This window comes from Flagellimonas meridianipacifica (assembly GCF_003001695.1).
In the GTDB taxonomy this organism is placed as follows: Bacteria; Bacteroidota; Bacteroidia; order Flavobacteriales; family Flavobacteriaceae; genus Flagellimonas; species Flagellimonas meridianipacifica.
Window position 1 is genome coordinate 1,227,350 of sequence record NZ_PVYX01000002.1, and the last position, 11,968, is coordinate 1,239,317.

An 11,968-nucleotide genomic window follows, 5' to 3' on the forward strand; every position below is an offset into this window, starting at 1 on the left:
CAAGACCATGAAAAAATTCAATTCTACCGGTATTCTTTTTATCCTATTCCTTTTGTTTTTTGCTGCTTGTCCAGCACAAGATGTGTTTGATGAAACCACAGAATTTCCACAAAAGTGCTATTTATTCAATAACTACGGGGACAAGGTGGTTTTTCTTGAGCGGGAAGATATGTTTCTGTCCAAAGAGCTAAGAGAGTCCGTGGATGGGAAAGATAATTTTCGATTGGATACTGTTCGAATAGTAAAAAGGCTTTCTGAAAACGATTTTATAATTGCAGAACGCAGAGGCAATTTTGCTTTAATGCATAGGGAAGTCCTAGTACCCAATTCTATTGTCGCAATGGGTGGCCCAATTGAAGGTAAAAGCGTTGAAGAGATAGTCGCAACGTATAATGAAACTGGGATACCTAAACACACACCCTTACAAATGTACTATGCGTTTTCGGAGGCCAAAGTTCTGGAGTTGAATTCTGCGCCAGGATTGGACGAAATAAAAAGAGAAGACCTCATCACTTCACTTTCTTGGCGTAAGGAAATAGGGGAGATGTTAAAGGAATATCTTGAACTACAAGAAGATGTTCCACGCTATCGAATGAGGCGTATGGTTGAAAACTACAAAAACAAAAAGCTGGTGGATTTAGGCTACAACCCCTACAAATTGGTGGAGTACAACTGGCACAAGCAATTTGAAAAGGACGAAGAGATTATGAAACTCTTGAATGCTCCTGTGAGTTTCGAAGAATAATGATTTCCAAAAAAGAAGGGCAGTACCTTGTTTGGTGCACTGCCCTTTGCATTGATTTTATAAACTTCCTGAGGTTAAAATCTGGTCCAGCACATATTGCATGGCTGTTTTCCAATCGTTTTTCGGACTGTTGTTCCCTAAGGCCGACTTAAACGAGCGCTCATTGGAAAACTTGGATGAATAGGCCTCTGCGCCACCAGCACCAAACAAAATGACTTCAATCTCGTAACGAACGTTGGAATTTGAATCAGTTTGCTCTTTTTGAGTATCAAAAAAACCAGTATCCTTTTTAGGTTGCGCTTTTTGGTGGGTCTCATTCACCTCTATTAAAACAAGATATTCCGTACCCAGTACATTTTGAAGTTTCTCTGAAGTGGTCTGGGACAGTTGTTGAAACCCTATACCTGCATCCACAAGCTTTCTTATTGTCATACCCATGTCCTGTACCTCAATAGGTAAGGATTGGTTTTGTCTGGCCAAGTAGTCGGTGGCGAATTGCGTCGCCTGACCTGAGATTTCTTTACTGTATCTTCCATTTACTAAAAAGGTCATGGGAGTAACAGCTAACCGATTATTATTGTTGTTTTCCACGGCCGTATCCTCGCCAGGACCTAAATAAATTTCTTCTTTTGGGATAGTAGTGGTTGTTACCGCCTCATCTGGTGGCGTTGTATTATTTGCATTAGCGGATGGGGTATTACCCGAGGCATTATTCGAAAAATTTTGGGTCCTACCGCTTGAAAAAACAATTTTTTGAAGCTGATCAGAACCAATTTCGTTGATTAGGGATTCGCCGGGATAACTAAAACTTATGGTTGAGCCAGTCACTTTGACCACCTTACCTTGAATGATTTCACCTGATTTGGTGAATAAAATATCGTTTACGTTGCCTTGTTGGCCAAAAGCCACTAAGGATAGTGACAGTACTAGGAGTAGCATTACCTTTTTCATTTTCAATCTTTGATTTTTGTTAGTAAACTTATGAACGTCTTTTTCCTAAAAGGGAAAGCGGGGCGCAAAACCTTCAAAACACGGAAAATACACGTTTATATAGCCACAAAATCAGTGCCAGATAGTGGGAAAATCCATCCAAAAAGTCTTAATTAACGTTAATTGTTATCACAAAAAAGTCACCGCGGCCGCATTATGGTGTAAGGGAAATGTTTAGCCTAAGAATTTAGCTTGTAGTTCAGGTGTCGGAATCATACAGGCATCTTTGCGTCCAAACCAACGATAGCGGTTTTTGGCGATGAAGTCATAAACACCGTCGCGTATGGGTCTAGGAATCCAAGTGAGGATGGCCAGCCCTTTCCAGAAGCCCCCAAAATTTTGTCCAATTCGCAAGGCTGCGTCAGATTTGGTGTAGTAGGCCACACCTGGTTCGATAAGAATAATGGAATCAATCTTTGTAGTATCGATACCGCGTTCTTTTATAAGTTTTTCTCCTATTTCACTTTGAAGGGCCGCATAGCGGAAAGTGTCGCTTTTATCTCGTTTGATTACAAACTGAATAGCACCGTTACAGAGGTTGCAGACCCCATCAAACAATATGAGTTTCTTATTCTTTTCCACACTACAAAGATACGCACTGAGCGAATAAAAGCCTAGTTCGGAAAATCAGAGTCTGTGATGATTCCTAATGGTCGTTGGAATCATTGAATTGCCAAAGTACATTGACCAATTGCCATGTTCCATTCAACTTAACAATGTGCATATAGTCAATCCACTCATCCGCAATAAGCTTTACCGAGGCAGTCTTATCGAAGATATCCAAGATGATTACTTCCTTTTTTGGATTCTCTGGAAATGCATCCCCATCCAAATTATAGGTCTCGGCAAGCAATACCATGGCATCTGTGAAGGTTTCCCTTAAATATTCTTTTCCTGTTTTCTTGTTGGTCCAGAAAGTTCGTTTCACCATTCTTGGGTGGGCTGCACGTTCAAATTGAGTGGGATTTACATTGTGTTGTGACTCGATGTAATCCAGAGCTACCTGTTTGATGGCCAAAGAATCAGCTTTCGTCTGACCCTGTGCTGAAAAGGAAAGTAGAAATAAGAAAACAACTGGAATCCACAAAAGAAATGACAGCTTCATGTTTTTTGTTTTTATTGGTGATTTAAGCTGGTATAATCTTAATGAAGTTAGTTGAGGATTCGTCTTATAGATGAGTTAAATTTTGAATTTGAATATAGAATATGCTTTGAATTGGACTTCAACATCCGGAAATAGGTAGTGCTTGAAATTCACTTGTTATCCATTTGGGGCTCTGGTCTACGAATCATGTACATACCAATCCATATAAACCATACAATTTGGCTCAGACCAAAAATCTCCTTAAAAGTATCCAAAGGATATATGGTCAGCACCCCAGCTACACCTACAAAGACACCCAAGAAATTCAATAGTCTCGGAAATAATTTATGTTTCCATGTAACCAAACTCAATAACAATACCCAAAGACCTCCAACAATTTCATTTCCGCCGCCAAGCCCTTCTGTTACTATTCCAATACTAGACCAAATCATCATGGCACGCTCTGGACTTTCAGTACCCATATCAACGACTTTCTCCAATCCGATGTTAGCTATCATTCCACTGGCAATTACCAACCCAACCCAAATAACTCCAAAAACAGAAGCCAATTTGGACAGCAGTGGGGAAAAAGGGCTTATACGCTGATGGAGGGCTAGGACCAAAATAGCCAACAGAATACCGAATAGCACATAACTGGTAAGGTTCAAAATGGAAAGAATCCAATAGTTTTCTGATAAGAAATCATATCGGCTGGTAAGACTGGCGCCTGGACTTGGATATACCAATATGCCACCATACACAATAAACGCAGAAATATAGATAAGGGCTTCAAGAATTGCGGATAGTCCACCTAGTTTTTGGAAATAGTTATTGGTCATTCTTAGGTTTTTAGATAGGACGACCAAGGAAGGATTGTGTTACTTGGAATTAAGTAAAATTGAAAAGAAATTAAACCCAAACGGCCATGTCAAACTCTTGGTCAATTTCCAACTTTGTCCTTTTTCGGATTTCAGATTTTATAGGAAGAATGTAGGCGTCCATTTTGGTATCGAACCATATGGCGGTATCCCATTGCACATTGTTTATCTTGGCGATTGCTTTCATTCGTCCCCATCCCTCTTCCTGCCATTGCAGGGTTTTACGTATTTCTTTGGATATATCTTTTGGCAGCGAAACAAAATACCATCCACCGGTTGTGTTGTGTCTCCACATTTTGGTCTCAAATTGATATTTGATTTTCCCTGTCATACAAAAAGGATAAACGATATTAGCATAGCAACTATTCTTGTGGATTTACAATTTTTGTCCTACAAATCGAACCACAGAACCTTTGCCTACGTGATAAAGTCCTTCGTTCAATTCAATTTCCTTTTCCACCAATTCGATAACGTCGTAGTTTTCAAAGTCAGATTTTAATTCATGCGTGGAAAACAACAAAGCCGAATCTGAAGGTCCACCAACACTTGGATTTTTGTCTCGATATTCCAGATGATTTTTACCAAAGGCCTCAAAAATTATAATTCCACCTTTCTTCAGCTTGGTGTCCAGTAGTTTATGATATTTTGATTTGATGTTCGGTGGAAAATGCGCATAAATTAGGGCTATGACATCGAATTCTTCATCTTGATAATCCAAATCGGGCAACTGGCCAACTTTATAATCGATTGAAACATTGTTTTCGGCTGCAAGTGCCAATGCTTTGTTTTTTCCTTCAACGCTAATATCAAAAGCACAGACATTCCAACCCATTTTAGTAGCGTATACGGCATTTCTGCCTTCACCTTCTGCACCAAAAAGTATTTTTCCTGGAGTAAGTCTGTCGAGTCTCTCCTTTAGATAGACATTCGGTTCAATTCCGTAGGCAAAGGTCTTCTCACTATATCTGCGGTTCCATCGCTGTATCCAGGTATCAGTCATTTTTTTGTTTGAAAATAGTCCCAGGCAAGTTTGGTAATATCTGCCATCATTTTTTGATTCGTTACTTCATCTTCCTTTGAATCGCTGACAAAGATACTGATGTAGAAGTACCGATTGTCAGGCAAAAAGACAATTCCAATATCATTTGTAGCCCCAGTTAGGCCATCTTTATTTTTACCAGAAGAACCGGTTTTATGGGCTACAACAGCATCCTTTGGAAGTTGGCCTCGAATTTTACCCTTCCCCGTTGAGGTTTCTTTTAAGGTAGCCATCAAAAACTGGTGACTCGAAGCACTTAGTATATTCTGGTTTTCGTAAAGTATTTGTAAGAGTGAATTTGAAGCATTGGTAGTAGACCAGTTAAGATATTGTCGGCTCCAATCGGATTGCAAGAAAATTTCCTTGTCGATAATGGCAATGTCTTTTACTCCTAGTCCATGAATATAGTTTTGGACAGCTATTGGTCCGCCAATAAGGTCCAGCAATACATCACACCCCACGTTATCACTCCAAGCCACATTATATTTTAAGAGCTCTTCTATTTGAACCTTGCCTCCTTTCGGATATTTTTTTCGCAAGGGACTCCAAAGGTTTTTGTATTCCAGTATCAGTTCTGGAGTTAACTTGATAGAATCATTTATACCCAACTTTCCCTTGTCAATTTCATTTAAAACAGCAGCAGCCAGATGAAGCTTAAAGACACTTTGCATGGGCAAGTGCAGATTTCCATTTACAGAAAGGGTTTCTTGGGGCTCCATACCTTGAATTGAAACAGCTACGGTAGCCAATTTTCCTTCAACCACTTGCTCAATTTCTTGTTTTAAGCGGTCAATTGAGTTTACTTGACCCCAACCAAGAGTGGCAGTAAAAACCAATAGGATAATTAGGATTTGTTTTTTCATTGATTCTTTGTTATTCCGTACAAGATTAAATCATGGTATTCGCCACCTTTTAGTATGTGTTCTTTTAAAACACCTTCTCTGACCATTCCACTTTTTTGCATGACTCGGCCTGATGCGATATTTTTTGCCAAATAGGATGAAGTGAGTTTGTTCAGCTTAAGTTGGTCAAAACCATAAGCAATGATTGCTACAGTAGCTTCGGTGGCATAGCCCTTGCTCCAAAAAGGTTCAGCAATCCAATAGCCTATTTCTGCCCGATTGAATGTTTTTTCCACAGTTAGGTCAATGCCTCCAATAAATTGGTTATCGTCTTTTAGCTTGATGCCGAAAATGATATTCGTTCCGTTTTGAAACCCTTGGTGTGCCAGGTTAATCCAGTAAATGGCATCCTTTTCCGCATATGGATGCGGAAGGTTTAGGGTGAAGTCAGCTATTTTTTTGTTTGCGGCATGTTTTACAATGTCACTGATATCGTCTGCCTTAAGCTCAGTTAATAATAGTCTTTCGGTTTTAATTTCTGGGAAGGAGTTCATTTGTTGGTATTGGAGCCATCGTTTTAGGGGATAGAAAGTTACAGATTTCTGGAGTAGGTTTCAATACAAGATGTAAAGGAATAGGAGGGAGTGGCAGGTTCTATTCGATGGTAGTTTCCGTTTCAAATCCATAGATTGTGGTTTGCATGCCGGCAATTTTCCATTTGCCGTTTACTTTTTCCATAAGTCGGGTTTCACGCTTTAATCCACGTAAGGAGTCTTGTTGTTTATATGTGACCCAAGCACCATTCCCATATAATCGCACATTTATATCGCTAAGTAATTCAGGTACCGGTTCAGGCTCTGGATGTTCTTCAATAAAGGTCTTGACAAACTGACTTATTTTTTTCCAACCCACGGATTCAGAAAATGTATTTTCAGCAAAATCCACATATACTTTTGTGATGTTGGGGTCATGCACCCAATTCTTGGCCCAAGCTTCATAATCTCTTTGAAAAGCATCTTTGGTTTCGTTATTCAATCGTTCCAGAATGGCCTGTTTTTCAATTTCGAAGTTTACCTCATGGTCCGTTATCGTGCTCACCTCAGTTTTTTCCTTTTGTTTGCAGCTCAGAAAGACCATTGAAATTAAAAAGGTAATGGTAAGTATATTCTTAGTTTTCATTAATGATTAGGTTGTTTTATACGGTGGTGAAGCTATGTTCTTTTTTTGGTAAGCTCTACTATTTGTTCAGAAACTCAATGGAATAATCGGAATACCAGAATTCTGCACGAAGGAAAACTTTAGTGCCATCTGAATCACATCGGTAGCTTTTTCGGTGCTTTGGAAAAGTAAGTCCCTTTTCTGTAATCATAGATAGGTTCTCTATAAGGGCGTATGTGGGTGCATGATACACCATCGAGCCCACAAAGGTTCCAGCATTTTTGTCGAAATGATACCACCACTCATCTTGGGTAGAATGGTTTTGATGCCGCTCAGGAGCATAGGTAGCTTTGACCGCATGTACTGTATCGGTAGCATTAAAAGACTTTAACCCATCATAGGTGAGGACAGTACCCTTATCCAATAGTTTAAAGGGCATTCCCAACACGTATGTTGCACTGTTCACGGTAGCTCTCACCTTAGCACCTTGGTCGACAAGACTGTCATTTTTAAACTTTTGGGAAGTGGAATCTGTATGCACAATTAAAAAGCTATCCTTATCCACGGACCAAGAAATCCTGATACTTTTATTGGGTCGGTAAATGTAGTGATGCCGTTGGGTTATGTCAGACTCGACCTCGCCATTTTCAAAAAGCAATCTTGATTTTTTGGTGTATTGTAAGGAGGCGATGTTTTTCCATTTCTCCATAGTTCCAGAGTTTTCTATCCCCTTTTGCACAACTTGTAATGCAATAGGTTGGTCTGGAGTTTCTTCATTCGTTTCCTTTTCTTTCGAAAATTTACAGGAGAGAAATAAACCACTACAGATTAGGGAAATGAGTAGTCTTTGGGTAATTCTTTTTTTCATAAAGTCTTGGTCTGAATAACGGTAGTTTATCTTGGGAAACCCTTGGCACAGACTAAAGATAAGGGATTGCAGGAATTTATCCTGTATTAAGTTCAGGCGAGTCCGCAAATCTAATCTAAACGACTAATAAACTTTGAAAAGAAAAATGACAAATAGCGTATAAATTTCGATTATGCATTGTTCCCAGTTGGCTTTTTTCCAATTACAAACAAATAGTCTCCAAAATCATTTTCATACGATTTTACCATTTTTTCAATTTTTCCACTATCAATATCTTTTCGTAGTTCCATTAATCCCTTTTCTACTTCAACTCGATTTGATAATGATGAAAAAGAAGAAATACCCCTTCTAATTCTTTTATCAAAATAGAGTTCTGGATTTTGCTTACCGCAATATAAAAACTGGTTCTCCAAATCAGGGTGTATGAAATATCTATGATTTTCCATAAACTTGAATCCATTTACTTCCATCGCCCCTTTTACCTTCTCTAAACTTGGCATTTGAACTATGGAATCGGATAGCATTTTTGGGAAATACTGATTTAGCCAATAGCCCTGCATTTGTTTTGGTGTAGAAGTGAAAATCACAATTCGCCCACCGGGTTTTAAGACCCTGTTCAATTCGGAAAACGCTAGTCCCAAATCTGTCCAATGGTGTATTGTCAAAGAGGCAATTACTCCATCTATAAAATTTTTAGGAAGTCCGGTGTTTTCTGCTGAGCCTATTTTCCAGAAAACTGTCTCATTTCTTAACCTTGCTTTGTCCAACATTATTTTGGAAGGGTCAATTCCGATAAAATCAAGTCCCTTTTTTTGAAATTCATGGGTATAATTGCCTGTACCACAGCCAATGTCCAAGTATTTTCCATTATGATCAGGTTCCAAATGGGAAAGCAGTTGTTTTGTCAAATAAGGGTCCGCCTTACGTGTAAGATTGTAATCGATTCCAATTTTATCATACTTAGCAGCCATCATTGTAAATTAAGCGTATTGATTTTCGATTCCTTTAAGCTACAACAAAGTTATAATAGGGAGATTCCATTTTGAAGGATGTGGGAAGAGGAAAAAAAGTATTTGACTATGGATGGAAAATCTAAAAAATCAAGAGATTATTCCATTTTAAAAATAACATGACTAAGGCAGTGCTCAAAGTACTGGTGAGTACAAGGGCTTGCCAGAAATACACTTTATTTCCCCATGCCTGTAACCACTTCTTACCATAAGCTTTGCGGACATAACTACCTAAACTTTTGTATAAAATGAAACCTAAGGTTATGAAAACAATCAAGGCTATTGCAATGGTTTGTTGTTTCTCCATGATTTCCTTTTTTTATTAAAACCTGTCTAGAAATCTTCCAATACAAAAGTTACAAAATTCATCCGAACTTTTTACAGTACAGAAACAAGTTAAAATCTTTAAAGGAGAGTAGATATGCAATTCTGAGGTTAGCCATTACGGGCCTAGTTCTCTGCATAACCCTGGTCCCAAGTTCTTTTTGAATCATGATTTCTCAAATCACATTGGAAATCGGCCACGGCCTTTAGGTTCATAAGTACGGATATCCAGCCTGCATTCACCTCAGAAAACTCATTTTCTTGAACATTTTCATTGATTAATACCAAATCGGTACCACCATCATGTGAAGGTTTTAAATGAAATTTGACCATGCTATCAAAATAGTCCAAGTGAAATCTTTTATTTGGAATCATCTCCAATATCCTGCCCTTGTAAGTTTGCCCATTGGGAAATAAAAAGTTAATCACACCATTGTCTTCATCTGCTCTCTCGGCCCAAAATTTCTTTCTTCCCTCAGAAGTGGAAAGCAAACTAAAGACATCTTGGGTATTGGATTTTAGATGTAGTTTCCACGTAATAGTTTTCATTGACACCTTTATTTCAAATGTAACGTATTGGCTTAACTTTTCTAAACCCGATATGTTTTGGGCTAAGTATTATCATCCATTTTTCGCATGCGTACCTTCATTGTCGTTTCCGCAGCAAGATATAGATAGCCGCTATGTGTGAAAAAAGCACGATTGGAACTATAATTGCTGGCAACCAAACAAAAGGAAAATACGTCACACCAATGTTGGGTTGGTCAAATGCCAATTGTTGAATAGGGGTTTCAGCACTTAAAACAGCAATGGTTAAAATATTTATCAATAGGCCCAAACAAACGAAATTCCATATCAAAAGACCTTTTTTTCCAATCCAATTTTTCACAAATACTCCATAGTAGATAATAGGGGCGGAAATACCTGATAAGATATCATAGTTGTAGCCATCAAAGGTCATTAAGTCGGGCACATAGCCTTCTAAAAAGATATAGTACAAAACAATTTCTACAGGAATTCTTACGGTATGTAACAAAGTTAACCACCCTAAATCCTGTTTATAGCTAAAATTCCGAACTCGTTTGGACGTCAAAAGAAAAATCAAGAAAAGAATACCGGGAGCTAAGAGAAAAACAAATCGTGGTGGGGTAACATCCTGAACCCTGTAAAACCTTGAGTATCCCAAAGCCCCTACAACTATCATCCAAGTTAAGACGCCAACAAGTACAATTCTACTCTTTGAAGCTTTATAAAAAAGCCATAATGTAGCTAGGGTTGTGAGAATAAAAAGTAACGTGATTGAGATAGGTATTTCTGCCATTTGAATTAAAACTATGGCAAAGTTCAATCCATAAATTTTGGAATCACTTGACAAAAGGCAAGAAATACTGATTTACATTTTTTTTCGTAATCTGCTCAATGTACTATCTGTAACACCCAAATATGAAGCGATGTATTTAAGAGGTGCATATTGAATAATCTGTGGCTTTGTGGTCAAAAGATTCTGATACCTTTCTTTTGCGGTTCGGTTGATCATTCCATAATTTCTACGCTGGGAAGCAATGAACTCTTTGACCAAAATGGCCCTGCCAAAATCCCTAAATGCGGGTTTGTTATGAAAATGCGCGTTTAGCTCATCATACGAAATTCTGTACCCGGTGCAGGTTGTAATGGCTTGGATATAAGCTTCGGAAGGAACACGATTAAAGAAAGAAGTAATTTCAAACACTATGTTGTTCTCAGTGAAAAAGTCTATGGTTATTTCTTCACCGTCCAAACCATAGAGAAAAATGCGCATTAATCCACTTTCTAAATAGAGATAATCATCACTTACTACATTTTCCTTTAGCAAGAATTCTTTTTCCTTAAGTTCAATAGGATGAAAAGATGCGGTAATCTCTTCGGCATCTCTTTTTGGAATCTTGACAACGTTTAAAATGAAGTTTGTTAATGATTCTCTATTGTCCATTTGTTCCAGTGCAGTCAACGGGTTTGTTCATGATTGTTTTTGAAGATCTCTGCAAAGCAAAGAACTAATCAATGTATTGGCCCTTAAATTACAGAATTGTTGAGATAATACTTTAACCACAAGATACAGTCTTGCTGGAGTGGGGTGAAATTCCAACCACCAAAAGTCTCAATTTGACGTTTTCAAAATATGGGAACCAACCCATTTTAACTTTCCATCATTGGAAAAAAATATGAATTTTCCATCTACCGAAAGAGAGGGGGCAAAGTCTTGGTCCGTAACATTTATTCTATCTCCAAAATTTTGTGGTTCTGTCCAATTGCCTTTTTCGTCTTTTAGACTAAAATAAAGGTCACTATTTCCTTTTTCATTGATTGAAAAGAGTATAAAACTTTCATCCGGAGCGATATATGGGTCAAACTCATAATTTTCGGTACTCACCGGTTTTCCAACATTCTGTGGTATCGAAAACTCATTATCACCTAATATTTTAGCAGTATAGATATCAAATGAACCCTCACCGCCTTTTCTATTGGAAGAGAAAAAAACATTTCCTTTCTCGGAAATGGAGAAAAAGTATTCGTCAAACTCTTCAGTATTCATAGGTTGTGGGAGAGGCTTTGGTTCGGTCCAAGCTTCATTTTTATTATCCGCGAACCAAATATTCCAATCGAGTTTTTTATCCGTAGCACTGGTGGGCCTTTTGGAAATAAAATAGATTCTATCCCCTTCTTTGGTTAGAAACGGGTCTGCATCGCCATGGTTTGGGTCAGAGAAAGATGCAATTTTGGGTTTACTCCATTTCCCATTGTCCTTTTTTGAAAAGTAAATATTTTCTTTGGTGTCGATTGTAGTAAAATAAATCTGGTCGCATTGTTTGATTTCAACATTGAATTTAAAGCTCCCATTTAAATGGATTACTTCAGGGTTAAAATCTTGTGGTATTTCTTTTGGCAAGGGTAATTCAAAATAGGTACAGTTGTTTGTTTGAGCAATGGAAACATGGTAAGCTACCAGTAGTATGAAAATGGAAATTGCTTTTCTCATTGTGTTGTTGGTTT

General features: G+C 38.1%; 17 protein-coding genes. 1 reads left to right on the forward strand and 16 read right to left on the reverse strand.

What is annotated here, in order from left to right:
- Positions 1–7 precede the first annotated feature (7 nt).
- Positions 8–745 (forward strand): hypothetical protein, encoded by a 738-nt coding sequence (locus CLV81_RS15610; RefSeq protein WP_106146160.1) that lies wholly within the window; start codon positions 8–10, stop codon positions 743–745.
- A gap of 57 nt (positions 746–802) precedes the next feature.
- Here the strand turns inward: CLV81_RS15610 and CLV81_RS15615 are convergent, their stop codons facing one another.
- The 16 genes from CLV81_RS15615 to CLV81_RS15690 all read right to left on the reverse strand — a co-directional run bounded on the left by CLV81_RS15615 (position 803) and on the right by CLV81_RS15690 (position 11,954).
- Entirely contained in the window at positions 803–1,696 is an 894-nt protein-coding gene (locus CLV81_RS15615; RefSeq protein ID WP_106146162.1) for a hypothetical protein, read from the reverse strand.
- 213 nt (positions 1,697–1,909) lie between these two features.
- Positions 1,910–2,317 carry a thiol-disulfide oxidoreductase DCC family protein gene (locus CLV81_RS15620; RefSeq protein WP_106146164.1) on the reverse strand — a complete coding sequence of 136 codons (408 nt, stop codon included), beginning with the start codon at positions 2,315–2,317 and terminating at the stop codon, positions 1,910–1,912.
- A 64-nt stretch (positions 2,318–2,381) separates the two neighbouring features.
- The gene (locus CLV81_RS15625; RefSeq protein WP_106146166.1) at positions 2,382–2,840 is read right to left on the reverse strand and encodes a nuclear transport factor 2 family protein; all 459 of its coding nucleotides are present in this window, start codon (positions 2,838–2,840) and stop codon (positions 2,382–2,384) included.
- 149 nt (positions 2,841–2,989) lie between these two features.
- Positions 2,990–3,658 carry a DUF4386 family protein gene (locus CLV81_RS15630; protein ID WP_106146168.1) on the reverse strand — a complete coding sequence of 223 codons (669 nt, stop codon included), beginning with the start codon at positions 3,656–3,658 and terminating at the stop codon, positions 2,990–2,992.
- Positions 3,659–3,728: 70 nt separating this feature from the next.
- Positions 3,729–4,028 (reverse strand): DUF1905 domain-containing protein, encoded by a 300-nt coding sequence (locus tag CLV81_RS15635; protein ID WP_245912058.1) that lies wholly within the window; start codon positions 4,026–4,028, stop codon positions 3,729–3,731.
- Positions 4,029–4,073: 45 nt separating this feature from the next.
- Positions 4,074–4,697 carry a class I SAM-dependent methyltransferase gene (locus CLV81_RS15640; protein WP_106146170.1) on the reverse strand — a complete coding sequence of 208 codons (624 nt, stop codon included), beginning with the start codon at positions 4,695–4,697 and terminating at the stop codon, positions 4,074–4,076.
- Positions 4,694–5,599, reverse strand: a complete 906-nt coding sequence (gene bla, locus CLV81_RS15645; protein ID WP_106146172.1) for a class A beta-lactamase, subclass A2 — start codon at positions 5,597–5,599, stop codon at positions 4,694–4,696. The genes CLV81_RS15640 and bla overlap by 4 nt, the downstream gene beginning before the upstream one ends.
- Positions 5,596–6,132: a GNAT family N-acetyltransferase gene (locus tag CLV81_RS15650; RefSeq protein WP_106146174.1), complete on the reverse strand. Its 537-nt coding sequence runs from the start codon at positions 6,130–6,132 to the stop codon at positions 5,596–5,598. The genes bla and CLV81_RS15650 overlap by 4 nt, the downstream gene beginning before the upstream one ends.
- Positions 6,133–6,232: 100 nt before the next feature.
- On the reverse strand, positions 6,233–6,757 hold the full coding sequence (locus CLV81_RS15655) for a hypothetical protein (RefSeq protein WP_146129912.1): 525 nt from the start codon (positions 6,755–6,757) through the stop codon (positions 6,233–6,235).
- A gap of 58 nt (positions 6,758–6,815) precedes the next feature.
- The gene (locus tag CLV81_RS15660; RefSeq protein ID WP_106146177.1) at positions 6,816–7,604 is read right to left on the reverse strand and encodes a hypothetical protein; all 789 of its coding nucleotides are present in this window, start codon (positions 7,602–7,604) and stop codon (positions 6,816–6,818) included.
- A gap of 170 nt (positions 7,605–7,774) precedes the next feature.
- On the reverse strand, positions 7,775–8,578 hold the full coding sequence (locus CLV81_RS15665) for a class I SAM-dependent methyltransferase (RefSeq protein WP_245912059.1): 804 nt from the start codon (positions 8,576–8,578) through the stop codon (positions 7,775–7,777).
- Between the two features lie 118 nt (positions 8,579–8,696).
- Positions 8,697–8,921, reverse strand: coding sequence for a hypothetical protein (locus tag CLV81_RS15670; RefSeq protein ID WP_106146179.1), 225 nt, complete (start codon positions 8,919–8,921; stop codon positions 8,697–8,699).
- A gap of 143 nt (positions 8,922–9,064) precedes the next feature.
- Positions 9,065–9,487, reverse strand: coding sequence for an SRPBCC family protein (locus tag CLV81_RS15675; protein WP_106146180.1), 423 nt, complete (start codon positions 9,485–9,487; stop codon positions 9,065–9,067).
- Positions 9,488–9,584: 97 nt separating this feature from the next.
- A complete protein-coding gene (locus CLV81_RS15680; protein WP_146129913.1) occupies positions 9,585–10,286 on the reverse strand; it encodes a hypothetical protein in 702 nt (233 codons plus the stop codon).
- Between the two features lie 45 nt (positions 10,287–10,331).
- Complete coding sequence (locus CLV81_RS15685; protein ID WP_158259133.1) at positions 10,332–10,907, reverse strand: Crp/Fnr family transcriptional regulator; 576 nt, start codon at positions 10,905–10,907, stop codon at positions 10,332–10,334.
- A 168-nt stretch (positions 10,908–11,075) separates the two neighbouring features.
- Positions 11,076–11,954: a TolB family protein gene (locus tag CLV81_RS15690; RefSeq protein ID WP_106146186.1), complete on the reverse strand. Its 879-nt coding sequence runs from the start codon at positions 11,952–11,954 to the stop codon at positions 11,076–11,078.
- Between the last annotated feature and the right edge of the window lie 14 nt (positions 11,955–11,968).